General features: G+C 66.4%; 22 protein-coding genes. 9 read left to right on the top strand and 13 right to left on the bottom strand.

The window, feature by feature from the left end:
- Positions 1 to 10 precede the first annotated feature (10 nt).
- Both GOOTI_RS00655 and GOOTI_RS00650 read left to right on the top strand, forming a co-directional pair.
- Positions 11 to 1,666 (top strand): sigma-54-dependent Fis family transcriptional regulator, encoded by a 1,656-nt coding sequence (locus GOOTI_RS00655; RefSeq protein WP_007236619.1) that lies wholly within the window; start codon positions 11 to 13, stop codon positions 1,664 to 1,666.
- A gap of 120 nt (positions 1,667 to 1,786) precedes the next feature.
- Complete coding sequence (locus GOOTI_RS00650; protein ID WP_007236618.1) at positions 1,787 to 3,265, top strand: aldehyde dehydrogenase; 1,479 nt, start codon at positions 1,787 to 1,789, stop codon at positions 3,263 to 3,265.
- A 45-nt stretch (positions 3,266 to 3,310) separates the two neighbouring features.
- Here GOOTI_RS00650 and GOOTI_RS00645 read toward each other — a convergent pair whose 3' ends face one another.
- Positions 3,311 to 4,678: a carboxylesterase family protein gene (locus tag GOOTI_RS00645; protein WP_007236617.1), complete on the bottom strand. Its 1,368-nt coding sequence runs from the start codon at positions 4,676 to 4,678 to the stop codon at positions 3,311 to 3,313.
- 98 nt (positions 4,679 to 4,776) lie between these two features.
- On the opposite strand from GOOTI_RS00645, the gene GOOTI_RS00640 reads away from it, so the two are divergent.
- The 4 genes from GOOTI_RS00640 (at position 4,777) to GOOTI_RS00625 (ending at position 10,172) form a co-directional block, all read left to right on the top strand.
- The gene (locus tag GOOTI_RS00640; RefSeq protein WP_007236616.1) at positions 4,777 to 6,432 is read left to right on the top strand and encodes a sigma-54-dependent Fis family transcriptional regulator; all 1,656 of its coding nucleotides are present in this window, start codon (positions 4,777 to 4,779) and stop codon (positions 6,430 to 6,432) included.
- A 166-nt stretch (positions 6,433 to 6,598) separates the two neighbouring features.
- Entirely contained in the window at positions 6,599 to 8,095 is a 1,497-nt protein-coding gene (locus GOOTI_RS00635; RefSeq protein ID WP_007236615.1) for an aldehyde dehydrogenase family protein, read from the top strand.
- A 58-nt stretch (positions 8,096 to 8,153) separates the two neighbouring features.
- Positions 8,154 to 9,266 carry an NDMA-dependent alcohol dehydrogenase gene (locus GOOTI_RS00630; protein ID WP_007236614.1) on the top strand — a complete coding sequence of 371 codons (1,113 nt, stop codon included), beginning with the start codon at positions 8,154 to 8,156 and terminating at the stop codon, positions 9,264 to 9,266.
- Positions 9,267 to 9,374: 108 nt separating this feature from the next.
- Positions 9,375 to 10,172, top strand: coding sequence for a hypothetical protein (locus tag GOOTI_RS00625; protein ID WP_174299100.1), 798 nt, complete (start codon positions 9,375 to 9,377; stop codon positions 10,170 to 10,172).
- 5 nt (positions 10,173 to 10,177) lie between these two features.
- Here the strand turns inward: GOOTI_RS00625 and GOOTI_RS00620 are convergent, their stop codons facing one another.
- Positions 10,178 to 10,543 (bottom strand): VOC family protein, encoded by a 366-nt coding sequence (locus tag GOOTI_RS00620; RefSeq protein WP_007236612.1) that lies wholly within the window; start codon positions 10,541 to 10,543, stop codon positions 10,178 to 10,180.
- Positions 10,544 to 10,638: 95 nt separating this feature from the next.
- On the opposite strand from GOOTI_RS00620, the gene GOOTI_RS00615 reads away from it, so the two are divergent.
- Positions 10,639 to 11,418: an alpha/beta fold hydrolase gene (locus GOOTI_RS00615; protein WP_007236611.1), complete on the top strand. Its 780-nt coding sequence runs from the start codon at positions 10,639 to 10,641 to the stop codon at positions 11,416 to 11,418.
- Positions 11,419 to 11,477: 59 nt separating this feature from the next.
- Here GOOTI_RS00615 and GOOTI_RS00610 read toward each other — a convergent pair whose 3' ends face one another.
- Positions 11,478 to 11,828 carry a Dabb family protein gene (locus GOOTI_RS00610; RefSeq protein WP_007236610.1) on the bottom strand — a complete coding sequence of 117 codons (351 nt, stop codon included), beginning with the start codon at positions 11,826 to 11,828 and terminating at the stop codon, positions 11,478 to 11,480.
- A gap of 112 nt (positions 11,829 to 11,940) precedes the next feature.
- On the opposite strand from GOOTI_RS00610, the gene GOOTI_RS00605 reads away from it, so the two are divergent.
- Positions 11,941 to 12,528 carry a Pr6Pr family membrane protein gene (locus GOOTI_RS00605; RefSeq protein WP_007236609.1) on the top strand — a complete coding sequence of 196 codons (588 nt, stop codon included), beginning with the start codon at positions 11,941 to 11,943 and terminating at the stop codon, positions 12,526 to 12,528.
- Between the two features lie 2 nt (positions 12,529 to 12,530).
- Here GOOTI_RS00605 and GOOTI_RS00600 read toward each other — a convergent pair whose 3' ends face one another.
- From GOOTI_RS00600 to GOOTI_RS00565, 8 genes are read right to left on the bottom strand one after another with little or no spacing between them, the layout of a single operon-like run.
- A complete protein-coding gene (locus GOOTI_RS00600; protein ID WP_007236608.1) occupies positions 12,531 to 13,160 on the bottom strand; it encodes a TetR/AcrR family transcriptional regulator in 630 nt (209 codons plus the stop codon).
- Positions 13,157 to 13,972, bottom strand: a complete 816-nt coding sequence (locus GOOTI_RS00595; RefSeq protein WP_007236607.1) for an enoyl-CoA hydratase family protein — start codon at positions 13,970 to 13,972, stop codon at positions 13,157 to 13,159. Before GOOTI_RS00595 ends, GOOTI_RS00600 begins: the two co-directional genes overlap by 4 nt.
- Before the next feature lie 57 nt (positions 13,973 to 14,029).
- On the bottom strand, positions 14,030 to 15,187 hold the full coding sequence (locus GOOTI_RS00590; RefSeq protein ID WP_007236606.1) for an acyl-CoA dehydrogenase family protein: 1,158 nt from the start codon (positions 15,185 to 15,187) through the stop codon (positions 14,030 to 14,032).
- Positions 15,184 to 17,229: an ATP-binding protein gene (locus GOOTI_RS00585; RefSeq protein WP_007236605.1), complete on the bottom strand. Its 2,046-nt coding sequence runs from the start codon at positions 17,227 to 17,229 to the stop codon at positions 15,184 to 15,186. Before GOOTI_RS00585 ends, GOOTI_RS00590 begins: the two co-directional genes overlap by 4 nt.
- 8 nt (positions 17,230 to 17,237) lie before the next feature.
- Entirely contained in the window at positions 17,238 to 18,836 is a 1,599-nt protein-coding gene (locus tag GOOTI_RS00580) for an acyl-CoA carboxylase subunit beta (RefSeq protein ID WP_007236604.1), read from the bottom strand.
- Positions 18,833 to 20,008 carry an acyl-CoA dehydrogenase family protein gene (locus GOOTI_RS00575; RefSeq protein WP_007236603.1) on the bottom strand — a complete coding sequence of 392 codons (1,176 nt, stop codon included), beginning with the start codon at positions 20,006 to 20,008 and terminating at the stop codon, positions 18,833 to 18,835. Before GOOTI_RS00575 ends, GOOTI_RS00580 begins: the two co-directional genes overlap by 4 nt.
- A gap of 3 nt (positions 20,009 to 20,011) precedes the next feature.
- Complete coding sequence (locus tag GOOTI_RS00570; protein WP_007236602.1) at positions 20,012 to 21,793, bottom strand: acyclic terpene utilization AtuA family protein; 1,782 nt, start codon at positions 21,791 to 21,793, stop codon at positions 20,012 to 20,014.
- 50 nt (positions 21,794 to 21,843) lie between these two features.
- Positions 21,844 to 22,656, bottom strand: coding sequence for a TIGR03084 family metal-binding protein (locus tag GOOTI_RS00565; RefSeq protein ID WP_039993007.1), 813 nt, complete (start codon positions 22,654 to 22,656; stop codon positions 21,844 to 21,846).
- A gap of 105 nt (positions 22,657 to 22,761) precedes the next feature.
- Between GOOTI_RS00565 and GOOTI_RS00560 the strand changes: the two genes are divergently transcribed.
- On the top strand, positions 22,762 to 23,409 hold the full coding sequence (locus GOOTI_RS00560) for a pentapeptide repeat-containing protein (RefSeq protein WP_007236600.1): 648 nt from the start codon (positions 22,762 to 22,764) through the stop codon (positions 23,407 to 23,409).
- A 54-nt stretch (positions 23,410 to 23,463) separates the two neighbouring features.
- On the opposite strand, the gene GOOTI_RS26570 is transcribed toward GOOTI_RS00560, so the two are convergent.
- Together GOOTI_RS26570 and GOOTI_RS00550 are read right to left on the bottom strand one after the other, a co-directional pair.
- Positions 23,464 to 23,853: a PaaI family thioesterase gene (locus GOOTI_RS26570; protein ID WP_233425386.1), complete on the bottom strand. Its 390-nt coding sequence runs from the start codon at positions 23,851 to 23,853 to the stop codon at positions 23,464 to 23,466.
- A gap of 698 nt (positions 23,854 to 24,551) precedes the next feature.
- On the bottom strand, positions 24,552 to 24,872 hold the full coding sequence (locus GOOTI_RS00550; protein WP_039993006.1) for a hypothetical protein: 321 nt from the start codon (positions 24,870 to 24,872) through the stop codon (positions 24,552 to 24,554).
- Positions 24,873 to 25,067 lie beyond the last annotated feature (195 nt).

The raw sequence follows: 25,067 nt of genomic DNA, 5'->3' as shown, positions 1-25,067 counted from the left end.
AAGGATCACCATGAGTGCGGCATTGAGCACAGCCACTCGGCCCGAAATCGACACCTCGTGGCATCGATCGGCGTTGAACGGACTGATGCCCGATGCCGTGCCCGAAGTCGCGGTGGACGAAGATGTGTCCAATTGCGCACAGCTCCTGCGCATTTCCCGCCCCATCCTGGAGGTGGCGGCCGACCAACTCGCCGATACCGACGTTGCGCTGCTTCTCACCGACAGGGAGTCACGCCTGATCTCGAGGGTGTTCGGGGGTACCGCCGTGGAGAGGAACCTCGACCGACTTGGCGCGGTTCACGGTTCCTACATGCCAGAAGATGCGGTGGGCACCACCGCACTCGGCACCCCGACCGAGACCCGGCAACCGATCGAGGTCAACGGCGACGAGCACTTCCTCGACGTCTACAAACACCTGAGCTGCTACGGCTTCCCGATCCTGCACCCGGTGACCAATCGGCTCGAATGTGTCCTCTGCATGACGTCGGTCGGTGTGGAAGCCCACCCACTGTTCCGCCCGTTCGTGCAACGCATCGCGTCGGAGATCCGAGCAGGACTACTCGAGCACTCCCGCTCGGCCCATCAGCAACTCGTGGACACCTATCACAGGATCGCCACCCGACGTCAGATCGCGGTCGTGGCCCTCGGCGATGACGTGCAGTTGCTGAACAACGCGGCGGTCGATCAGACCGACCCCACCGATATCGCGGTGCTTCGCTCCATCGCGGCGTCGTCTCTGGCGATGCCGCCGACGGTGACACTCAGTTCCGGCAGGACCGTCGAACTGCATGGCGAACGGGTTCCGGCTTGTCGCGGAATGGTTTTCGCACTGGTCCCCTCCGACGATCGAATCCACCCGCCTCGACGATCGTCGTATCATCGTGGGAATTCCTGCGTCTTCGACGTCCCGTCGTTCGTCGTGTCCGCGGACAGGTCGTTGGCCGTCACGGGCGCACCGGGCACGGGGCGATCGAGCTATGCACGACTCGCAATCAACGGGGCACGAGCTGAGATCATCGACGCCTCAGGGTGTCTCGCGGCAGGTTCACGTCCGGACATCCTCGGCGCGACCGGCGCGGCGCGGGCCTCGGGTTCGGTACTGGTCGTCGACAACGCGGATGCGCTGACCGACGGCGACGCGACGACGCTGCGCCACGTGATCGCACAGCGAAAGCAACCGGTGGTGGTGGTCACGGGTCCGGCCGCCGACTCCTCTGCATCGGTGGCCGCACTGTGCGCGCTGTGCACCGACCGGGTAGACCTCGCACCGATCAGACACCGACCGAAACACATCGCCGCGGCGAGCAACCACTTTCTGCGGCAGCATTCGCCGGCAGGCGCGCGGCTACACGCGGCTGCCCTCGACGCATTGGTCGCGCACAGCTGGCCCGCGAACTACACCGAACTCGACCGTGTCGTCGAGCGCGCGGTCGAGCATGCCGCGTCCTGCGGGCACGAGAATCTGATCGAACTGACCGATCTCCCGCGACACCTACGCGTGTCCGGCCGTCCGGCTCGGCTGACCTTGCACGAACGCGTCGAACGTCAAGGGATCATCGATGCCCTTGCCGACTGCGATGGCAACAAGGTTCACGCAGCAAAGCAGCTCGGCATCAGCAGGAGCACGTTGTACGCCAGGATCCGATCACTGGCGATCGAGCTGTGACCTCGTCCCGTCCGTCGGGTGTCTGAATTCCGCACAGTTCGCCGCACACGATCGGTGTGACCATGTCCCCACACAGTCAATCGTGATCGATGAGCACGACATCTGGAGGGACAGTCCACCATGAGTACCGCGACGACGCAGAACACCTTGCCCACGGGCGACAAGCCACTCGATTCGTTGTTCATCGGCGGCGAATGGGTTGTGCCGCAGGGCACGGGACAGATCACCGTGATCTCCCCGAACACGGGCGACCCCATCGGAGCGGTCCCCGACGGCACCGCGGGCGACATCGACGCCGCCGTGCGCGCGGCTCGCGCCGCATTCGACGACCCACGTATCTGGTCGGGGCTGCCGGCAGCACAGCGCGCCGCACACCTGAGGCGCTTCGCCGACGAAATCGACGCTCGCAAAGATGATTTCGCGACCCTGGTGTCGGCGCAGAACGGAATGCCCATCGGTGTTGCCGCACAACTGGAAGCCGTGTACCCGGCAACCCTGTTGCGCTACTACGCCGACCTCGTCGAGGCGCAGGGCCCCGATGTCCGCGACGGCATGTTCGGTGGCAAGGTCGACGTGCGCCGCGAACCGATAGGCGTGGTCGGGGCGATCGTCCCGTGGAACTTTCCTCAGACACTGGCCGCGTTCAAGTTCGCCCCGGCGCTCGCCGCCGGCTGCACGCTGGTGATCAAGCCCTCGCCCGAGACGGTGCTCGATTCGCACCTGCTCGCCGAGGCGGCAGAGGCCGCGGGATTACCCGCAGGAGTCATCAACATCGTGCCCGGGGGGCGCGAGGTGGGTGCGTACCTCGTCTCGCACCCCGACATCGACAAGGTGGCCTTCACCGGCTCCACCGCTGCCGGCACGTCGATCGCCGAGACATGCGGTCGGTTACTCCGACCGGTCACCCTCGAACTCGGCGGCAAGTCGGCGACCATCGTCCTCGACGACGCGGAACTCGACCTGGCGACCATCGGCAACGAACTGTTCGTCGCAACCCTGGCCAACAACGGACAGACCTGCTTCCTGGGCACCCGCGTGTTGGCGCCTCGATCGCGCTACGACGAGGTGGTCGACGTGTTGACCGCTTTCGCCTCGTCGATGCAGATCGGCGACTCACTGGACGCGACGACACAGATCGGCCCGATGGCCAGCGAGCGGCACCGCGAGCGGGTCGAGGGCTACATCAGCAAGGGCAGGGCCGAGGGCGGCCGAATCACCACAGGTGGAGGACGCCCGAGCGGGGTGGACGCCGGATGGTTCGTACAACCGACGGTCTTCGCCGGTCTGGACAACTCCGCGACGATCGCGCGCGAAGAGATCTTCGGCCCGGTGCTCACCGTGATCGGCTACGAGGACGATGCCGACGCCGTCGCCATCGCGAACGACTCGGAGTTCGGCCTCGGTGGCACCGTGTGGAGTTCGAACGAAGATCGAGCACGCGCCGTAGCCGCAGCCGTCCGGACCGGAACCATCGGAATCAACCGGTACATCCCCGATCCGGTCGCCCCCTTCGGCGGAGTCAAGCACAGTGGCATGGGCCGCGAGCTGGGTCCGGAGGGGCTGGCCGCCTATCAGAATCTCAAGTCCGTCTACTGCTGACCAGCCGACATCGTGACCGGTGGGCGGGCACCCGTCGTCCACCGGTCACGCGGACACCCGCCGATACCGCAGCACCGATCGAGCCTCGCGGGGCTCACGCTCGCCGAGGTCCACGCCGCGCAGAAATCGGCCCCAGATGTCACGCAGCACGCGTCCGGCCTCCTCGACCTGCTCCCACGTCGCACCCTGGAGCAATTGCGCTCCCTCCCACTGCTCTTCGATGCCGAACAGCAGTGGCAATTCGATACAGTGCGCGGCCCCGAGTGGATTACCCGGCGCATGCCAGTGCAGCCGGTAGTCCACGACGTTCCCACCCGCCGCAGCGTGTTTGCGGGCAAAGTCCGCAGTCGGCGCCGAATACACCTTGCGGGTGATCGCCGACGTGACCACGCGTCGGATCGGTCTACCCAGGACGGGGAAGTGTGAGGCCGTCTCGGCGATGGGCACGCCCGGCACGAAGAACTCGATCTCGTCGCGGTTGCAGCCGACGAGGAGATCGATGTCCGACGCCGTTGCCGCCCATGCCTCCTCGACGTCGGATTCTGCGGGCAGCGGCTCCATCCCGTACTGCACGCCGAACGGCATGGCGCCGGTCAGTCCGTGTCGCGGGCCGTCGACGATCAGTTTCTGTTGCGTCGCGAGCATGTCACGGAGCGAGGTATGTGCATCGAATCCCGCTGTGTGGGCGAACATTCCACTGACCATCGCGCTGCGGTTCCACCTGATACCGAAGGGCGCACTCTGCAGGATCGCACGGCGAAAGCGGCGTGTGGCGTTCGGCACGGCCATCAGATGCGACACAGCATCGGCGCCCGCGGACTGGCCGACGCACGTGACCTGACCGGGATCCCCGCCGAACGCCTCGATGTTCTCGTGTACCCAGTCGAGTGCGGCGATGAGATCGAGCAGGCCAAGATTCGCGGGCCGCTGCGCCGAACCATCGCCCAGGAATCCGAGCACCCCGAGCCGAAAGGTGACGGCGACGACGATCACATTCTGTTCGGCGACCAGCACGGTCGGATCGTGGTGGGGTTCGTCGCCGGCGCCGAGCACGTATGAGCCGCCGTGGACCCACACCATGACCGGCAGCGGCGAATCATTCTCAACGGAAGGTCGGGTGATGGTCAACCGCTGACAGTCCTCGTCGGCGACGAGGGCTGTGGGCGGTCCGCCGAGCATCGCCGCCACGAGTGGACTCGGCAGTTGCGGGCATGCGGGTGCGGGCTCGTCATTACACAGTGGGGCCGTCCAGGGCGCCACCCGTTCCGGGGCCGCGAATCGATCGGCATGCGCGTACGGAATTGCCCACGCGCGTACGACCGGCCCGTCCACGACCCCGACGACCGGCCCGCAGGACGGGTGGAATGTGCGCAGGTCGGTGGCCTCTTCGTCGTCACGTGCCCGTGTCCCCATCGCCCCACCGTAATGAACGGACCACCGGTAGGTCTCGGCAGGCAACGGCCAAGGGGCGAATGCACTCCCTGTCGCACGTACCGATTCGGTATGATTCTGTGATCATCGACACACAATTGGCCTCATCGGAGAGCGCGCCACAGCGAGCGGTGATAGCGCAGTCGTGGCGTCGATCGGCGTTGTCCGGGCTGCAGCCCGACAGTCCGCTTCCCGATCCCGTCGACGACACCACGCGTTCCGACGCCCTCCTCGACGCCGCGCGCCCGGTTCTCGATGACGCAGCCCGACGACTCGCCGACACCGGAACGTCGCTGCTGCTCGTCGACCACGAATGCCGCATGGTCTCGCGGGTGGCTCTCGGTTCGACGGTCGAACGGGCACTCGACAAGATGGGCGCAGCACCCGGTGCCGACCTCGGCGAGGAGGCCGTGGGCACCACGGCGCTGGGCACGCCCGCCGAGATCAGACGGGGACTCGCCGTCAATGGGCGTGAGCACTACCTCGAGCAGTTCAAGTCGCTCAGTTGTTTCGGCGCACCGATCATCCATCCCGCGACGCGTCGACTCACCGGCACCCTGTGCATGACCGAGATCGCCGACAGGATGAACCCGCTCGCCGTGCCGCTGGTGACGACGATCGTCAACGACATCGCCGACAGGCTCCTCGACCGCTCTCGCGCCCAGCAGCGCCGTGTGCTCGATGCCTTCCAGCGCGCGGCACCACGCCGCGACGTCGCCGTGGCGGCCATCAGCGACGATCTCCAGCTCACCAATTCCCGTGCCGCCGAGCTTCTCTCACCGACCGACATCGCGGCGCTGCGTGCCGTTGCCGCCGACCCCTACCTGCGGGAGACCACTCTGCCGCTGACTCTCGCGTCCGGTATCGACGTCGAGGTGCTCGCCACACCGATCGCCGGGGCTCGTGGAGCGGCACTGTTCGGACTGCGCCCCGGCACTACGGCGAGGCACCGAACGACGACGGCGCACCGACCGTCACACCCGGGCGTGCTGCCGACGAGGGCGGCGACGACCGCGATCACCGGCGAGCCCGGAACCGGGCGGAGCACACTGGCGCGAAGCCTCGCCGGTGACGACGCAGCGGTCGCCGACGTCGCCGAACTACTGATCACCGGCGAACAACCGGATGTCGGCGCGCTGATCGGGAGCGCGCGGCGACGGTCCGTGCCGCTGATCGTCGACGGCGTCGACCTGCTCGACGAGCGATCGATCACATTGCTGGCCACCGCGTGCCGACTGGCCACCGAGGCCGAACCGCTCGTCCTCGTCTCCGGACCACCCGACCAGGCACGGACAGCGGTCGCGGCACTGCTGGCACGCTGCACCAGCAGAGTCGACGTGCCGGCGCTTCGCCATCGAACGCCCGAGTTGTCGACCGTGCTCGACGAGATGCTCGTCGAGATCGATTCGCCCACCGTGTGTTCGGTCAGCGCGGCGACGCTCGAGGCCCTCGTGTGCCAGGAGTGGCCGGGCAACCTCGTCGAACTGCGCTCGGTGCTGCGGCGCGCCGTGCGTTCCTGTGAGGCACGCGCCGCACGTGCGATCGAACCGAAGGATCTGCCTGCCGAGTACCGCACGACTAGTCGTGCCGCACATCTGTCCGGACGCGAGCAGGCCGAGCGCGGCGCCATTCTCGAAGCACTCGAACGCCACTGCGGAAACAAGGTGCACGCGGCGCGCGACCTCGGCATCAGCCGGACCACCCTGTATGCCCGCATCCGCGCGCTGGGGATCTAGTCAGGCCTCGTCGAGCGGGCGGCTGCCGTGTTCAGGGCCGGTGTCCAGTTTCTGGACAGTTCACCGCACCGCGGTGATGGCAGAACTATAGATAGGTCCGCATCTATGACCCAGATCACTTCGTCGTGCGGGCCGCAACGACTCGACGCTCTCGCAGGAGGACTACATGACGGCTGTCGCACCCGAACTCGCAACCAAGGTCCGGGACTTCATCTCCACCGACCGACCGATGTTGATCGGTGGCGACTGGGTGTTCGCCGCGTCCGGCCAGACCTTCGAGACCATCGATCCGGCCAACGGACGCACACTCACCTCGGTCGCCAGAGGCGACGGCACCGACATCGACCGCGCGGTGCGAGCAGCACGCGAGGCGTTCGACGACGGCCCGTGGTCGCGGATGAAGCCCAACGAGCGCGAGCGTCTGCTCTGGCGGGTCGGTGACATCCTGACCGAGCGCGCCGAGGAGTTCGGTCAGCTCGAGGCCCTCGACAACGGCAAGGCCGCCACGATCGCGACCGCCGTCGACACCGCATGGTCGGCAGACATCTTCCGCTACAACGCGGGTCTGGCCACCAAGATCACCGGCAGCACCGTCGACGTGTCGATGCCCTTCGTACCTGGCGGCGAGTTCCACGCCTACACATTGCGTGAGCCCGTCGGGGTGTGCGGCCTGATCGTGCCGTGGAACTTCCCGCTCCTGATGGCGTCGTTCAAGTTGGCTCCCGCGCTGGCCGCCGGCAACACCGTGATCCTCAAGCCCGCAGAGCAGACCCCACTGACCGCGCTACTGCTCGGGGAGGTCTTCTGCGAAGCGGGCTTCCCACCCGGCGTGGTCAACATCGTCACCGGCTTCGGCGACGCCGGTGCGGCACTCGCAGCCCATGACGACGTCGACAAGATCGCGTTCACCGGCTCCACCGAGGTCGGCAAGAAGATCGTCGAGGCGTCGAAGGGCAACCTCAAGAAGGTCTCACTCGAACTCGGCGGCAAGAGCCCCAACATCGTCTTCGCCGATGCCGATTTCGAGCAGGCCGTCGCGGGTTCGGTCGCGGCGTGGATGTTCAACCACGGTCAGTGCTGCGTGGCGGGTACGCGCCTGTTCGTCGAGCGACCCATCTTCGACGACTTCACAGCCGCAGTCGCCGACGCGGCGTCGAAAGCCAAGATCGGGCCGGGACTCGACCCCACAACCGAACTCGGCCCACTGGTCAGCCAGGAGCAGTTCGACCGGGTATCGGGCTATCTCGCCGCGGGGCTGGCCGACGGCGCCCGCGCTCTGACCGGCGGAAAGCGTTGGGGCGACGAGGGATTCTTCATCGAACCCACCGTCTTCGTCGACGTCGAACCCGATTTCTCCATCGTCCGTGAGGAGATCTTCGGACCCGTCGTCGCGGCGCTGCCCTTCGATGCCGACACCGGTGTGGCTGCTGCAGCCAACGATTCGATCTACGGCCTCGCCGCAGGCATCTGGACCACAGACCTGTCGAAAGCACACAAGACCGCTCGCCAACTCAAGGCGGGTTCGGTGTGGGTCAATCAGTACAACGGCTTCGACACCGCCATGCCGTTCGGGGGCTACAAGCAGTCCGGGTGGGGACGCGAACTGGGCCAGTCGGCCATCGAACTCTACACCCAGACCAAGGCCGTCAACGTCGCGCTGTGAGCGTATCCCGCAGTAGCGCAACACAACACAACAATCGCACGATCAAGGAGACACGACCATGAAAACCAAAGCCGCAGTTCTGATGGGCGAGGGCAAGCCGTTCGAGATCATGGAACTCGACCTCGACGGACCCAAGGAAGGCGAGGTGCTGATCAAGTACACCGCCGCGGGTCTGTGCCACTCCGACCTGCACCTCACCGACGGCGACCTGCCGCCGCGCTATCCGATGGTCGGCGGGCATGAGGGATCGGGAATCATCGAGGAGATCGGTCCCGGCGTGACGAAGGTCAAGCCCGGCGACCACGTGGTCTGTTCGTTCATCCCCAACTGCGGAACCTGCCGCTACTGCTCGACGGGCCGACAGTCGCTGTGCGACATGGGCGCAACCATCCTCGAGGGCATGCTTCCCGACGGGACCTTCCGCTTCCACGGCAACGGGCAGGACTTCGGCGGGATGTGCATGCTCGGCACGTTCAGCGAACGCGCGACCATCAGCCAGCACTCCGTGGTCAAGGTCGACGATTGGCTGCCGCTCGACAAGGCGGTGCTCGTCGGGTGCGGCGTGCCGACCGGCTGGGGGTCAGCGGTCTACTCCGGCAACGTCCGCGCGGGCGACATCGTGGTCATCTACGGCATCGGCGGTATCGGTATCAACGCCGTCCAGGGCGCGGTGCACGCCGGAGCAAAATATGTCGTCGTCGTCGACCCGGTGGCGTTCAAGCGCGACACCGCCGTGAAGTTCGGCGCCACACACGCCTTCGCATCGGCAGCAGAGGCGCAGGAGAAGATCACCGAACTGTCCTGGGGCCAGGGCGCAGACGCCGCGATCGTGACCGTCGGCACCGTCGACGAGGACGTCGTATCCGCGGCGATCGGGTCCGTCGGCAAGGGCGGCCAGGTGGTGATCGTCGGCCTGTCGAGTCCGGCGAAGTTCACGGTCCACTGGCCGGGCATCGACCTGACCCTCAACGAGAAGACCATCAAGGGTTCACTCTTCGGGTCGGCCAACCCGCAGTACGACATCATCCGCCTGCTGCGTCTGTACGACGCAGGTCAGCTCAAGCTCGACGAACTGGTCACCCAGACCTACACACTCGAGCAGGTCAATGAGGGCTACCAGGATCTGCGCGACGGCAAGAACATCCGCGGTGTGATCATCCACGACTCCTGATCACACCTGTCTCCCAGACTCGGCCCGGATGCGATGGAATTCCTCGCATCCGGGCCGTTCCATGTCACGATGGCGCCCCGGTCGTCGCGAAGCGATTATCCTCACCGCATGCAGGTGGTCAGCCCCACCACGCGCGCCGCGGTCCGCGCCGAGCTCGCGCGCATCGTGCGGCGTCCCGCGGACACGCTGGGTGTGCTCGCATTCAACGCCGTTCTGGTATTGCTGCTCTGGTATCTGGTGCCCCGATCGTGGTTCTTCACCTTCACCGGCCCCGAAGGTCTGCCCTACGCGCTCGCCGGATGGATGTATGCCGACGTCTGCGCCACCAACATCCTGACGCCCGACCGTGATCGGGCACTGGCAGCACTCGATGACCCGGCAGCGTTGACGAGTCTGTTACGCGCGAAGACGCTCGGTGTCTGGTTGCTCGTCGGACCCGCGTGCACGGCGATCGCCGTCGCGATCGCGCTCACCACCCACACGCACTGGCGCTTCGTGACCGAGGTGATCGTCGCGGTTGCGGTGGTCCCCTTCGGTGCGCTGGCGATGAGCAGTCTCGTCGGGATCGTGTTCCCCTACCATCAGCGGTCACTGCGCTGGCGGTGGCGGAACCGGCACCGGATCTGGCAGGTGGTGGTGCGCTGGATCGTCCTGCTGGTCGTGCCCTACGCGGCATACCCGGTGGCGTTCGGCCTGATCGTGCTCGTGCCGGTGGGCCTCTGGCGTCTGCTGCGCAGGCAGACGTGGAGTGCAACCCTGTCCGACGGCGAGTTCGCACTGTGCGTGAGCCTTGCCGTGCTCGTCACTGCTGCGATCTGGTACTTCTCACATCGCATCGGGGTGCGTTGGGTCGCCTCACATCGAGAACGCCTGCGCGAGTACCTGCTCGACGTCGACCGCGGCTGAGCCGATCAGTGATCGGCAGGCGCCACGCGAATGCGGTTGCCGTCGAGATCCTGCGCGACGAACGTCAGTCCGAAGACCTCCTCACGCGGAGGTTCGACAATCTCTACACCCTTGCCCACCCACTCCTCGTGCAGTGCACGTGTCTGCGCGTCGTCGTCGACGAGGATTCCGATCTCGAAGCGCGCCAACCCGTCTCGAGACAGTTCGCCCGCCTTCTCGCTCCACAGGGCCAGCACCACGCCGTCCCCGAGTTCGAAGATCGCGTACCGGTCGCTGAGCATCGTGGCCTCGGCGCCGAAGAGTTCCCGGTAGAACGCGACCGCCATGGCGGTGTCGGAGACTCGGACCAGGAATTGGTTGGGCAGCGGCATCGGCACACACCTTTCTCTCGTTGTCGGTCGTAGCGACGCTAGGACTTCAAGTCGACTTCAGGTCAAGCGGCGCTCCGGGGTGCTTGAATTGCGGTATGAAGCTGGTCAGGTCCGCAGACGGAACGCCGATCGCATGCGGCACCGTGGGGACCGGGCCCGTGGTCGTCGTGGTCAACGGAGCGATGTCCACGGCATCCGACGCACGGGGTATCGCCGATGCCCTCGCCGGCCAGGGGTTCACCGGCGTGGTCTACGACCGGCGGGCTCGCGGCGAGAGCGGCGACACCCGTCCGTATGTTCCCGAGCGCGAGGTCGAGGATCTCGCGGCGGTCATCGAGGCTGCCGGGGGCCGTGCCGCGGTGCTCGGACACTCGTCGGGCGCGATAGTGGCTCTGTTCGCGGCATCGCGCGGGGTGTCGATCGAGCATCTCTTCCTGTCCGAACCACCCTTCCGATTCGGGATGGGCGAACCCGATCCCACCCTCCCTGAACGGTTACAGCAACTCGTCGACGACGGTCACCGCGGTGAGGCCGTGACAACGTTCCAACTCGAGGGCGTGGGGCTGCCGAAGGAGATCGTCGAGCAGATTCGATCCAGCCCGATGTTCGACGGACTGGTCGCCATCGCACAGTCGGTCGTCTACGACGCCACCATCGCGCGGGACCTGTCAGACCCGACTGCGGAGATGTGTGCCGTGCGAACACCGACAACGGTCCTGTTGGGAGCGGAGACGTTCCCGCTGCTGGAGGCTGCGGCACCGCGTGTCGCCGATGAACTCGACTCGGCAGAACTCGTCCGCGTTCCGGAGTCCGTCGGGCATCGCGTCGATCCCCTCGCCACGGCTCGCGTCGTCGCTGAACGCTGGATCGTCTGATCGCCCGTCCGTTCACCGCTCGTCAGCCGACCTCACCCGCCATCGTTGTCGAGACCGCGTCACGGCCCCGCTGGGGATGAACCAGGCAGCCACACTTCCGATGACGAGCAGGCCTCGAACTGCACGCGCGCGACCTGCTCGCACACCTCGACGACCATTGCGCGAAAACGGTTGTGTTCCGGGTCGAGATCGTAGGTGCGGTATGCATCGGCGTCGACCCAGTCGTTGGTGATCGCGAAACTCCACCCGCCCTCCCGGAGGCCGAGGTCGAGACCGATCCGGTTCGACAGCAATCCGGGCAGGCGGAGTGCGGCTATCCCGGCCAGCCCCTCGTCGAGCTGTCGTCGGTCGCGTAGCGCTGCCTCACCGTCCGCGGGCCGCAACCGTCCCATCACCACGTTGCGAATCATGGACTACGAATCTAGCCGCGCGAGCGGCGCGGCACAGCTCGTCGAGCCCACTTGGCAGAATGCGAGGGTGTCCAGAGGCGATCGTCAGTGGTGGGTCCGTGTCCTTCGAGTGGTGTTCGCCGCGATCGGCGCGGCAGCGATCGTCTACGTGCCGGTCACGGCGTCCGACGGCTTCGACTTTGCCAACTACTTCAGCTACTTCACCATCCTGTCCAACATCGGTGCGGTGATCGTGCTCGTCGTCGGTGCGTTGTTCGCTCCTGCTGCAGCGTGGTGGCAGTGGTGCCGCGGCGCCGTCACGACCGCGATGCTGATCACGGCGATCGTCTACGCGCTGCTCCTGGCGGGTATCGACGTGAATCTGAACGACGAGTGGACCAACACCGTGCTTCACAGGCTGATGCCGCTGGTGTTGCTGATCGACTGGGCGGTCTTCCGGCCCCGGGCGCTGCCCGTGGGCTCATGGCTGACGTGGCTGCTGCTTCCGTTGCTGTACGGCGTCTACACGCTGTCGAGGGGTCCGTTCGTCGACTGGTACCCCTACCCGTTCATCGATCCGCGCGAGCAGGGATATCTGTCGATGACCATCGCGGTGATCGTGGTCGTCGTCGGCATGGCGGCGATGTCGGCGGGGGTTTACTGGTTGGGCACTCGCGGGTCGGGACATCGCGACAACCAGACGTCCTATCCCCGCCCGTAGGGTCAGTCGGTCTCGGAACCGGCGGCGAGCGCGTCGGACACCATCTCGACCCAGGTGTCGAGAACCTGCGCGCGACGGCGGGAATCGTCCGACAACGTGTCGGCGAGTCCGAGACCGCGCGCGAGGTCGAGCGTCACCTGTGCGACCCGGTGGGCGCGCGGGTTGGAGCCGTCGGGGTCGAGCGCTGCCACCGTCACCCGATGTGCGGCTCGCGCGAACCTGGCTTCCATCGGCAGAATGAGTTCCCGCAGTGCCGGATCCGACGCCGCCGCTGCCCAGACCTGTAGTGACGCTTTGAACTCGGTGCCGGTGTAGATACTCACCGCGCGCTCGACCGCCATGCGCACACGTCGTGGGTCGTTTACGTCGGGCTGAACCAGCGTGTCGGCGTTGAGCGTGAGATCGTCGAAGATCTGCTCGAGCGTTGACGAGATGAGCGCCTCCCGGGTCGGGAAGTGGTGCTGCGCGGCGCCGCGGGACACCCCTGCCCGCTGGGCAACGGCTGCCACCGTCGCCGATGCCCATCCCTCGTGTGCCAGGACCTGTATGGCCGAGCGCAGCAGACGCTCACGTGTCTGTCGTGAACGTTCCTGCTGCGGCTCGCGATTGGCCGCCGCGCGCGAGGTGGTCATGCGTCACGCGCCGCTGTCAGGTCCCACGGCGGACGGCTCTTGGACAGGAACGCAGCCATTCCGGCTTGCGCATCCGGCCCGGCGAACAGTGCTGCGGACTCCTGCGCACGGCGTTGCGCAGCGCGATCGAACTCCTCGCGAATACCCGCTGTGGTCAGTTCTTTCGACGCCGCAAGACCCACTGGTGACGCACGCCGGACGCCGTCGAGTATGCCGTCGAGCGTCTTGCCGAGTTCGTCGGAACCGTCTGCCGCCTCGGTGATCACACCGATCGACGCGGCCACCGCCGCGTCGAAGGTCTCGCCGGAGACGAAGTACCGACCGGCACTTCGCGCGGTCATCTTGGGCAGCAGGACCAGCGAGATCATCGACGGCGCCAGCCCGAGTCGCGATTCGGTCAACGCGAACGTGCTGTGGGGTCCCGCCAGTGCGATGTCGGCGGCACCGATGAGGCCGAATCCCCCCGCCCTGACGTTGCCGTCGACCACGGCGATCACCGGCTTGGGCAGTTCGAGGATCGTGCGCATCAGGTCGAGCATCGACGCCGTCGCCTCGGCGGATGCCTCATCCGGGGAGGCACCGCGCTTGAGCGCCTCCCCGAGATCGGCACCCGCGCAGAAGGTTGTACCGGCGTGCGTCAACACCACCGCGCGTATCCCGTCGTCTGCCGCGGCACGCTCCAGACCAGCCGTCAGCTGACCGACGAGCGCCCTGCTGAGTGCGTTGCGGTTCCGGGGAGAATCGAGCGTCAGGGTCATCACGCCCGCATCCACGGCAGAGTGGACGACCTCGGTGTCAGCAGGTGTACTCATCGGAGAATCTCCTTGCGCTGTCGCGGTATTCGTCGAACGGTGACATCGGGTGTTCGCTCAGTACGACTTCGGCAGACCAAGGCTTGTCTGGGCGACGAAGTTGAGCACCATCTCGCGGCTCACCGGCGCGACGCGCGCGATCCGCGAGAGCGCCAGTAGCGGAGCCACACCGTATTCGGTGGTCAGACCGTTGCCACCGAGCGACTGGACTGCCTGATCGACGATCTTCACACACGCCTCGGCCGCCGCGTACTTGGCCATGTTGGCAGGCTCGGCAGCGCCCCAGTCGTCGCCCGCGTCATAGAGGGTCGCGGCCTTCTGCATCATGAGTTTCGCCATCTCGAGTTCGATCTTGCCCTGCGCCAACGGATGCGCGATGGCCTGATGTGCACCGATCGGTGTCTTCCAGACCGTGCGCTCCTTCACGTAGTCGACCGCCTTGCCGAGCGCGAAACGTCCCATACCCACCGCAGACGCCGCGGCCATGATGCGCTCGGGGTTGAGTCCAGCGAAGAGTTGGCTCAGCGCGGCGTCGGGCGAACCGACCAGAGCATCTGCGGGCAGGCGAACGTCGTCGAGGTAGAGCTGGAACTGCTTCTCCGGGTTGACCAGTTCCATCTCGATCATCTTGTACTCGAACCCGGGCGCATCCGTGGGGACGATGAACAACGCCGGGCGTAACTTGCCCGTCTTCGCGTCCTCGGTACGCCCGACGATGAGCACGGCGTCGGCCTGATCGACGCCGGAGATGTAGACCTTGCGGCCGTTGAGAACCCAGTCCGAGCCATCGCGCGCGGCCGTCGTCGTGATCTGGTGCGAATTGGATCCGGCGTCGGGTTCGGTGATGCCGAAGGCCATGGTGATCGACCCGTCGGCCAGGCCCGGCAGCCAGCGATTCTTCTGCTCGTCGGTGCCGAACCGTGCGATGACGTTGCCACAGATGGCAGGCGAGACCACCAGCATCAGCAGCCCGGTACCGGCCGCGGCGATCTCCTCCATCACGATCGCGAGCTCGTACATGCCCGCTCCCCCGCCGCCATACGCCTCGGGAAGGTTGACTCCGATGAATCCGAGTTTTCCTGCCTCGGTCCATAATTCGTCGGTCTTGCGGCCCTCTCGTGCGCATTCGCGGAAGTAGTCCTGCCCGTACTTCTCGGCGAGTGCTGCCACCGACGCACGCAGGTCGGCCCGTTCGGCTGTTTCGACGAAGCTCATGCTGATGCCTCCTGAGGAGTTTCGGTATCGGTGTGGGCGTCGGATACGGCTGCGTCGTCCTCGGCGATGACGGCGAGTACATCGCCGACGGCGAGTTGCTGTCCCGGTTCGACGGCCAGCATGCTCACCACGCCGTCGGCCGGGGCCGACACGGTGTGTTCCATCTTCATCGCTTCGAGCCAGATCAACGGTTGTCCGGCGGTCACGCTGTCACCCTCGGTCACCGCCACGCGGATGACCGAGCCGGGCATCGGTGCGAGCAGCGAACCCGGTCGGGCGACAGCGCTGGGATCGACGAAACGCGGTGGACGACGGAAGTGCACCGAAGCTCCGGCCGTGTCGACGTAGACGTCGTCGCCGTACCGCGCCACGTCGAACGTGCGCCGGATTCCCCTGTGGCACAGAACGACCTGCTCCGTGCCCACCGTCACCACTTCGGTGTCGGCGACATCGGGCAGCTCGACGCTCTTACCGCGGCCACACTGATACCGCACGACATGGTCGATGTCATCGTCGGCCAGGAACGTCTTCTGCGCATACTGGGAGGCCATGTTTCGCCACCCTGCGGGCAGGGTCCGCTGCACCCGGGCGCCGAGACGGTTGGCAGCCACCTCCGCCATCGTCGCGGCCACCGCGGCAAGTGTCACCGTCGCGTCGTCGGCCAGCGGCGCGGACAAGACGTCGAGGCCTATCTCATCGAGATAGCCGGTGTCGGTGCGGCCACTGCGGAACGTCTGCTCGCGCAGCGTGTTCACCAGCATGTCGCGGTTGGTGACGGGACCGTGCAGCGTGGCGTCGGACAACGTCCTGGCGAGCATCGCGGCAGCACGCTCACGCGTGGGCGCCCAGCTGATCACCTTCGCGAGCATCGGGTCGTAGAACGTCGAGATCTCCGAACCGGATTCGATGCCCGCATCCACTCGGACCCCGGGCCGGTCGAGTGGTCCGAAATGCGTCGCAGCGTCGACGTCGATGCGGTGCATCGTCCCCGACTGGGGCTGCCAGCCCGCAGCCGGATTCTCGGCGTAGAGACGCACCTCGATCGAGTGCCCGGACGTCGACGGTTCGGCCACGTCGAGGTGTTCGCCCATGGCCACACGCAACTGCCACGCGACGAGGTCGGTGCCGGTGGTCAACTCGGTGACCGGATGCTCCACCTGCAACCGGGTGTTGGTCTCGAGGAAGTAGAACCGGCCGGACTCGTCGGCGAGGAACTCGACGGTGCCCGCGCCGGTGTAGTCGATGGCCGACACCGCACGACGTGCGGCGTCGTACAGGCGCTCCCGGAGATCACCGCCGATGCGTTCGACGAGTGGTGCAGGCGCCTCCTCGATCACCTTCTGGTGACGGCGCTGGATGGAGCACTCGCGTTCTCCCACAGCCCACACCTCACCGTGCCTATCCGCCATCACCTGCACCTCGATGTGATGGCCGCGTTCGACATACGGCTCGCAGAACACTGTCGGATCGCCGAATGCCGATGCGGCCTCGCGTTCGGCCGCGGCAACCTGGTCGGCGAGTTCGTCGAGCGACCGGACGATCCGCATGCCGCGGCCGCCACCGCCGGCCGACGCCTTGATCAGCAGCGGAAGGTCGGTCTCCGTGACCGCTGCGGGATCGATGTCACCGAGCACCGGCACCCCGGCGTCGGCCATGAGCTTCTTGGCGTTGAGCTTCGAGCCCATCGCGTCGATCGCCGCGGGCGGCGGACCGATCCACGTGAGTCCGGCGTCGATGACCGCCTGTGCGAACTCCGCGTTCTCCGAGAGGAATCCGTAGCCGGGATGGATGGCGTCGGCGCCCGAACGCTGGGCTGCCGCGATGATGGCGTCGCCGCGGAGATAGGTCTCCGCCGATGTCGAACCCGGCAGCGCCACCGCGACATCGGCTGCTGAAACGTGGGGCGCGTCGGCATCCGGGTCGGAGTACACGGCGACGGTCGCAAGACCCATGTCCCGGCAGGTCGCGAACACGCGTCGGGCGATCTCGCCGCGATTGGCGACGAGCACCGACGTGATCCCCTGTGTAGGGGTTTCGGTCATCTCACACCTCACATCCGGAAGACGCCGAAGCTCGACGTCCCCTCGACCGGTCCGTTATGGATCGCCGACAAGCAGAGTCCCAGAATGGTTCTCGTGTCCCGCGGGTCGATCACACCGTCGTCGTAGAGCATGCCCGACAGAAACGCCGGTACCGACTCGGCTTCGATCTGCGCTTCGATCATCTGCCGCATCCCGGCATCTGCCGCCTCGTCGACCGTTCCGCCGCGTGCCTCGGTGGCTGCACGCGACACGATCGAGATGACGCCTGCGAGTTGGGCCGCACCCATCACCGCCGATTTGGCGCTGGGCCACGCGAACAGGAAGCGGGGGTCGTAGGCGCGCCCGCACATGCCGTAGTGTCCGGCACCGTAACTGGCGCCGACGAGCACCGACAAATGGGGCACCTTCGAGTTCGATACCGCATTGATCATCATCGCGCCGTGTTTGATGATGCCCTTCTGTTCGTACTCCTTACCGACCATGTAGCCGGTCGTGTTGTGCAGGAACAACAGTGGGGTGTTGGATCGGTTGGCGAGTTCGATGAACTGTGTCGCCTTCTGGGCTTCCTGGCTGAAGAGCACGCCCTGCGCATTGGCGAGGATTCCGATCGGGTACCCGTGGATCTCGGCCCAGCCCGTGCACAGCGAGTTGCCGTACTCCGGTTTGAACTCGTCGAAGTCACTGTCGTCGACGACCCGCGCGATCACGTCACGCGGGTTGAACGGGATCTTGAGGTCGGAGGGAACGATACCGAGTAGCTCTTCCTGGTCGTACCGCGGTTCGCGCACCTCGGCGCGGGGCGCCCCGCCCTCCTTGCGCCAGTTCAGACGCGACACGATGCGCCGCCCGATGCGGATGGCGTCCTGCTCGTCGGCGGCGTAGTAGTCGGCGAGACCTGATGTGCGCGCGTGCATCTGGGCTCCGCCGAGCGACTCGTCGTCACTCTCCTCGCCCGTGGCCATCTTCACCAGCGGCGGACCGCCGAGGAACACCTTGGAGCGTCCGTCGATCATGACCACGTGGTCGCTCATTCCGGGGATGTACGCGCCGCCGGCGGTCGAGTTGCCGAACACCAGCGCGATGGTGGGGATGCCTGCTGCAGACAGACGCGTGAGGTCGCGGAACATGCGTCCGCCGGGGACGAACACCTCCTTCTGCGTGGGCAGGTCCGCCCCGCCGGACTCGACGAGCGAGATCACCGGGAGTCGATTCTGCAGCGCGATGTCGTTGGCGCGCAGCGTCTTGCGCAACGTCCAGGGATTCGACGTGCCGCCCTTGACCGTGGGGTCGCTCGCGACGACCAGGCACTCGACGCCTTCGACCACACCGATGCCGACGACGACCGACGCCCCGACGTGGAAGTCCGAGCCGTACGCCGCGAGCGGACACAGCTCGAGGAAGTCGGAGTCTTCGTCGAGTAGGAGTTCGATGCGTTCACGTGCGGTCATCTTGCCGCGCTTGCGGTGACGCTCGACGTACTTCTCACCTCCGCCTGCGAGTGCTTTGTCGAGCTCGCCCTGCAGATGATCGAGCTTCTCCACCATCGAGTCCCGTGCTGCGGTGAACTCCGCGCTCGTCGGATCGATCGTCGAGCGCAATGCCGTCATCGTGTGCTCCCCTGTGCGATGTAGCCGAGTCGTTTCGCGGCGAGACCGCTCAGGATCTCGGTGGTGCCGCCCCCGATTCCGAGGATGCGCATGTCCCGATACTGCCGCTCGACCTCGGTGCCGGTCATGTAGCCGAGTCCGCCGAAGAGCTGAACAGCCTTGTCGGCCACCCACTCCCCGGTCTCGACGGCGGTGTTCTTGGCAAAGCACACCTCGGCGATGAGATCGTCTCCGGAAGTGACCTTCCTGGTGACGACGCCGCGCGCATAGGTTCGTGCCACGTCGATACGACGAGCCATGTCGGTCAGGGTGTCCTGCACCGACTGACGGGCAGCCAATGGCTTGCCGAAGGTCTCCCGGTCGCGTGTCCAGGCGAGGGTGAGGTCGAGGCAGCGTTGCGCGCTGGCGTACGCCTGCACGGCCAGCCCGGATCGTTCCGTCACGAAAGCCGCTGCGATCTGGGCGAACCCTGAATTCTCGGCGCCCACGATGTTGCTCGCCGGTACTCGTACGTCGACGAACGACAGTTCAGCGGTGTCCGAGCTGCGCCACCCCATCTTGTCGAGTTTGCGTGCGACGGTGAATCCCGGTGTGTCCTTCTCGATCACGAGCAGCGAGACGCCCGACGCGCCCGGCCCGCCGGTACGCACGGCGGTGACGACGAAGTCGGCGCGTACCGCCGAGGTGATGTAGGTCTTGGCCCCGTTGACGACATACTCGTCGCCGTCACGCTCGGCGCGCGTCGTCAGATGTCCGACGTCGCTCCCGCCGCCGGGCTCGGTGATGGCGAGGCTGCCGATCTTCTCCCCGGCCAGGGTCGGCCGCACCCAGCGGTCGATCTGGTCGGGGTCGCCGGCGGCGATCAGGTGGGGCAGCGCGATCCCGTGGGTGAACAGCGAGGCGAACACGCCTCCGGCACCGCCTGCGTAGTGGAACTCCTCGCCGAGGATCGACACGTCGATGAGGTCGCCTCCGCTACCACCGACAGACTCGTCGACACCTAGCCCGAACAAGCCGAGCTTTGCTGCCTCGCGGTGCAATTCGCGTGGGATGAGCCCTTCACGTTCCCACTCGTCCTGGTAGGGCAGGACATGCCGTTCGACGAAACCACGGACGGTGTCACGCAGCGCACGACGCTCCGGGGTCTCCCATTGCGGGTCTACCAGCGGCACAGTTCAGTTCCTCTCTGACGAGTCGGATGATCGGTCCGTCGCGGACCCGGACGACTGCTCGGCGACGAAGCTCACCGGGATGGGTATCGGCCGCGATCGCAGCCACTCCCCCATGCCCTTGGCCTGCGGATCGAAGCGCACATTGTCGGCCACGCCGCGACCGAGTACGCCCTCGATCACGAAGTTCAGCGCCGACAGGTTGGGGAGCCGGTACCGCTTGACCTCAAGGTCGGCGATCTCGGGCAGCAGCTTCTTGATCAGATCGACGTCGAGCGTCGCGTCGAGCCAGTCGAAGTGCTCCGGATTGCGCACCCACACACCGATGTTGGCGCTGCCGCCCTTGTCGCCGCTGCGTGCCCCGGCCACCAGTCCGAGCGGTGCCGACGCGGTCGGACCGGGATCGGAGCTCTCGACGACGCTGCGTTGTTCGGGTTGATCCGGCGCCACCTCGGCGCGCAGCGGACTCGGCTCGACGCTCTCGGTGACCCCGTCGGCGAAGGAGACGCGATGCTCCACGCGCGAGGCGTCGACATAGCCGGGTTCGAAAACGCCGTAGGGCGAGCCGTTTCCGGGCGGCGCGAGCATGTGGAAGCCGGGGAACGTTGCCAATGCGAGTTCGACCGCGGTGTTGCTGAATGCACGTCCGACCTTCTTCGGATCGGGATCGCGCGCCACGCACCGCAACAGCGCGGTCGCCTGCTCTTCGGTCTCGGCGTCGGCACGCTCCATGCGGGAGAGCTCCCAGCTCATTTCCTGAGGCGTGGTGCGCAATTCGGCACGGAACTGTTCGCGGAAGAGCTCGGCCTTCTTCTCGATGTCGAGTCCGGTGAGCGCAACGGTGATCTCGTTGCGTGTACCCGCGAGATGGTTGAGCGAGACCTTCACGGTCTCGGGCGGAGCCTCTCCCCTGACACCGCTGATGGCCACCCGGTCGTCGCCGTCGGCGCTCAGCGTGATGGTGTCCAGACGCGTGGTCACGTCTGGTCCGAGGTAGCGCGGACCGCCGACCTCGTAGAGCAGTTGCGCGGTCACCGTGCCGACCGTCACCGCGCCCCCGGTGTCGGGGTGCTTGGTGATCACCGACGTACCGTCGGATGCGACCTCGGCGATCGGGAATCCGAGGTGGCCCATACGGGGCAGATCGGTGAAGAATGCGTAGTTTCCGCCAGTTGCCTGGGCTCCGCATTCGATCACGTGGCCCGCGACGACCGCACCCGCGAGAGCATCGAGATCGGTGTAGCCCCAGTCGAATGCGCTCGCGGCAGGTCCGACGGTCAGCGAGGCGTCGGTGATTCGTCCGGTCACCACGACGTCGGCACCGGAGTCGAGAGCCGACTTGATCCCGAAGGCACCGAGGTACGCGTTCGCCGTCAGGGGTGTGCCGAGTCCGAGCTCGTCCGCCCGGTCGACGAGATCGTCACCGTCGACGAAGGCGACGGATGCGTCGATTCCGAGCTTGTCGGCGAGCTCACGAAGCGCGACCGCGAGGCCGTGCGGGTTGAGGCCGCCCGCGTTGCTGACAATGCGTACGCCCTTGTCGATGGCGAGTCCGAGACAGTCCTCCATCTGGCGCAGGAAGGTCTTGGCGTAGCCGAGCGCCGGATCCTTCAGCCTGTCCCTGCCGAGGATGAGCATGGTGAGCTCGGCGAGGTAATCACCGGTGAGGTAGTCGAGTTCACCGCCCTCGAGCATCTCCCGCATAGCGCTGAAGCGGTCACCATAGAAACCGGAAGCGTTGCCGATGCGTACGGGTCGATCCGAACGTGCGGGTGTGGTGGATGTCATCGCTACTCCGATGGTCGACGGTGGAAGGTGATCGCGTTCTCGCACACGGGTCACAAAGCGCGGGTACCCGTGTTTCGCGGCGCTCGTCCCGATCCGGGCGGACCGGCGAAACACTGTGCGATCGAGGACCATTCGCGCACCGACTCGCCGTCGAGTTCGAGGTCGAGATCGGCGAGGGCCCGACGCTGGGTGACGAGTCGGCAGAAGTCGACGGCCGAGCCGCGCACTGTTCCGTCGACCGCCGCCGGATCGTCGGGACCCCACGTCCACATCTGCCCGGAGGGGGCGGTGAGCTCGATACGAAAGGGGCGTTGGGGCGGGGTCATCCCGTTGACCACGTAGGCGAAGTCGCGCGTGCGCACGCCGATGTGGGCGACGTGCCGGATACGGTCGGTCGGCGCGAGCTCGACCCCGAGCGCGTCGGCGATGTCGAGGCCGTGCGCCCAGGTCTCCATCATGCGTGCTGTGGCCATCGACGCCGCCGACATCGGCGGTCCGAACCACGGGAGCTTCGCGCCCTCTGGGACATCGACCAATGCCCTCGCCAGTTCGGCACGCGCTGCACGCCAGTCGTCGATCAGCTCGGCCTTCGGCCGTGCCGCCCCTTCCGCCGCCGTCACGTCGGTGAACCCGTCGATGTTGCGCATTGCCTCCGCAACGACCTCGGCGAATGCCTCGGGGTCGGTCGCGGAGAGGAGCGCAACCTTGTCCGTCCAGTACAGGTGGGCGATCTGGTGAGCGACGCTCCACCCCTCTGCGGGCGTTGCGGTGCGCCATCCGCCCTCGTCGAGAGGGGCGACCAGCGCGTCGAGCTCTTCACCTTCGGCGGCCAGATCGGCCACGAGATCCGTCACGATCGACATGTCAGTAGCGTCACACACCGACGGATAAAAAGCAATCACGCTTGCTTGTTTTACCGTTGAGATGCAGCCCGGGCTCGTCGTGGCGTGCGCGTAGGCTCTCGGGCGATGAGTATTCGCGCACCCAGGATCAGCCCGGTACCGAAGTCCACGCTTGATCCCTTCGACGCGGGATCGATTGCCGCGGGCGACGCGATCGAATCGGCACTGATCGCCGACGCGGACCTGTCCGGCACCGATTTCGGCGACGTCTCCCTCACCGGATGCGAGGTGGTGCGTAGTTCACTCGACGACGCCGACCTCACCGGACTACGTGCCGTCGACACCCGTCTCGACGCCGTCAGCAGCGCGCGTGTGTTCGCACCGCGGTCGACTCTGCACAACGTCCGTATCGAGAACAGCAGGATCGGCGCGCTCGACCTGTTCGGTGGACGCATGCGGTCGGTGGTCATCGAGAACTGCAAGCTCGGATTCGTCAATCTCAGCGGGAACGAGGCGCGCGACGTGCTCTTTCGATCGTGTGTCATCGACGAGCTCGATGTCTCCGAGGCCCATCTGACCCGGATCTCGTTCGAGGACAGCTCGGTGAACGCCCTCGACGTTCGCCGAGCGACACTCACCAACGTCGATCTCCGTGATCTGCGGGTCAACGTGGTGCGCAACCTCGGCGGACTGTCGGGCGCAACCATCACCACTCAACAGGCCGTTGCGCTGGCCGACCAGTTCGCCGCACATCTAGGTATCTCCGTCGCGTAGCGACCCTGAGAGCGACCCGCCTAGCGACCTCTCATCACCCCCGGGTGGTGCACGTCAGCCGAAGTGGATGTCGGCCGCACCTTCGGCGAGCAGTGTTCCGTCGGGGCCGGTCATCCGCGCCGAGAAACTCGCGATTCGACGCCCCACCTTCACCGCCTCGACGTCGACGCTCACGCGGCTGCCGTCGACCGGCGGTGAGCGGAAGAACGCCACCGACAGGTCGCCGACGCGGTAGTCCTGACCCGCGTGCGTCTGTCGCTGCCCGGCGAACGAGCACGCCACACCCACGATCGTGGCGATCACTCCGCCGTGCATCGTCCCGAACATGTTGCCCATCCAGGCCTGCGTGTCCACGACGAGGCGCAGGCCCGTCGAAGGGCCTGCGGGGTCGATCCGCGCGTTGAGCAGTTCCGCGAGCGGGCCGCGTTCGCGCTGCCCGCTCACGATCTGCGCAATGATCGTCTCTCCGTCGAGGTCGGGGGGGAATCGCTTGTGCCAGCGGCACGTCGAGCGTTTCGGCGGCCGGAATCTCGTGGGCGAGCTCGGCGTCGTCGAAATCATCCGGTATCGCACGGCCGACGGCGACGTTGCGCGCAGTGCCGACGCAGTAGTTGGTGGTGCCGTCGCCGATGCGGATCTCCGTGACGCCGACCCTGGCGTCGTGCATCAGCAGTTGCGCTGTGCCGACGAGCCGTTCGGTCAATGTCGGACGCCCGACAGTCGAGAAGTTCAGGCGAGCCTGCATACTCGGCGACCGGGTTTCGCGGTGATATGGAATCCCACCGATGTGGTCGAGGAGAACTGCGTACGCGGGAAGGTCGATGAGGCCACGATGGTCCGCAAAGCGCGGTCCGAGTTGCTGCTCCGCGACGACGACGTCGTCCTCGAGTCGCAGGGCACCTACACCGAACGCCTCGAGGGGATCGCGCGGTTCGGCAACTGTCGACGCCGTCGTCGTGTCTTCGCGAATGTCGTCGTTCATACCTTCACTTCATCACCCCGCGTCCGGGGGCGAGTGTCCGGCCCGGGAGGCAGCGAGTCCGATCACACTCGGATGACGCCGAGGGTCCGCAGTCCACGCGCGCAGTTGGCGACGACCGGCGCGGTGATGTGGGGACGTCGGAGTAGCCGGCAGTCGCAGTTCACACCGTCGCCCAACTCACTGCCTCGAAGAATCGGGGCGCGTTCACGACACCGCCGTTCACAGGCGGGATCGTCTGGATGTAGTTGTGCACCAACAGGATCAACGAATGTCGACGCTGCATCTCGGGTAGGTGGGCGAGCGAGTCGGAGAACAGCCGGTACCAGTGGTCGTAGTCGTCCACGGTGGCGATCTCCTCACCGGAGTCGGCGAGCCAACCGACAACCGTGTCGAGGTCGATGCCGTCGGAGTGCGGATTGACCGGGTTGTAGGTGAGGTGGCCGGCGGTGACCGCGAGCGACGAGATCGCGAAATTTCCCACGGGAACGCGCAAAACCCACGGAAAGACCCCCTCCCTCACTTCCTGCACGCACGGCCGTGCGCCCCTTCCCCTACTTCCCGACCCTTCCCCGCGAAACTTCCCACGGAAACGCACATAACCCACGGAAAAGCCCCTTCCCCTACTTTCTGCGCCCGGCCGTGCGCCCCTTCCCCTACTTCCCGCCTCTTCCCCGCG

Origin of the sequence: Gordonia otitidis NBRC 100426 (assembly GCF_000248075.1) — a bacterium.
Lineage (GTDB): Bacteria > Actinomycetota > Actinomycetes > Mycobacteriales > Mycobacteriaceae > Gordonia > Gordonia otitidis.
The sequence above is the reverse complement of the archived record's forward strand: the minus strand, read 5'-3'. Positions and strand labels throughout refer to the sequence as shown.

Bases quoted from the DNA above. Each gene is read 5' to 3' on its own strand.
- GOOTI_RS00655 (WP_007236619.1), top strand. From the start codon at position 11: ATGAGTGCGGCATTGAGCACAGCCACTCGGCCCGAAATCGACACCTCG.
- GOOTI_RS00650 (WP_007236618.1), top strand. From the start codon at position 1,787: ATGAGTACCGCGACGACGCAGAACACCTTGCCCACGGGCGACAAGCCA.
- GOOTI_RS00645 (WP_007236617.1), bottom strand. From the start codon at position 4,678: ATGGGGACACGGGCACGTGACGACGAAGAGGCCACCGACCTGCGCACA.
- GOOTI_RS00635 (WP_007236615.1), top strand. From the start codon at position 6,599: ATGACGGCTGTCGCACCCGAACTCGCAACCAAGGTCCGGGACTTCATC.
- GOOTI_RS00630 (WP_007236614.1), top strand. From the start codon at position 8,154: ATGAAAACCAAAGCCGCAGTTCTGATGGGCGAGGGCAAGCCGTTCGAG.
- GOOTI_RS00625 (WP_174299100.1), top strand. From the start codon at position 9,375: ATGCAGGTGGTCAGCCCCACCACGCGCGCCGCGGTCCGCGCCGAGCTC.
- GOOTI_RS00620 (WP_007236612.1), bottom strand. From the start codon at position 10,543: ATGCCGCTGCCCAACCAATTCCTGGTCCGAGTCTCCGACACCGCCATG.
- GOOTI_RS00615 (WP_007236611.1), top strand. From the start codon at position 10,639: ATGAAGCTGGTCAGGTCCGCAGACGGAACGCCGATCGCATGCGGCACC.
- GOOTI_RS00610 (WP_007236610.1), bottom strand. From the start codon at position 11,828: ATGATTCGCAACGTGGTGATGGGACGGTTGCGGCCCGCGGACGGTGAG.
- GOOTI_RS00600 (WP_007236608.1), bottom strand. From the start codon at position 13,160: ATGACCACCTCGCGCGCGGCGGCCAATCGCGAGCCGCAGCAGGAACGT.
- GOOTI_RS00595 (WP_007236607.1), bottom strand. From the start codon at position 13,972: ATGAGTACACCTGCTGACACCGAGGTCGTCCACTCTGCCGTGGATGCG.
- GOOTI_RS00590 (WP_007236606.1), bottom strand. From the start codon at position 15,187: ATGAGCTTCGTCGAAACAGCCGAACGGGCCGACCTGCGTGCGTCGGTG.
- GOOTI_RS00585 (WP_007236605.1), bottom strand. From the start codon at position 17,229: ATGACCGAAACCCCTACACAGGGGATCACGTCGGTGCTCGTCGCCAAT.
- GOOTI_RS00580 (WP_007236604.1), bottom strand. From the start codon at position 18,836: ATGACGGCATTGCGCTCGACGATCGATCCGACGAGCGCGGAGTTCACC.
- GOOTI_RS00570 (WP_007236602.1), bottom strand. From the start codon at position 21,793: ATGACATCCACCACACCCGCACGTTCGGATCGACCCGTACGCATCGGC.
- GOOTI_RS00565 (WP_039993007.1), bottom strand. From the start codon at position 22,656: ATGTCGATCGTGACGGATCTCGTGGCCGATCTGGCCGCCGAAGGTGAA.
- GOOTI_RS00560 (WP_007236600.1), top strand. From the start codon at position 22,762: ATGAGTATTCGCGCACCCAGGATCAGCCCGGTACCGAAGTCCACGCTT.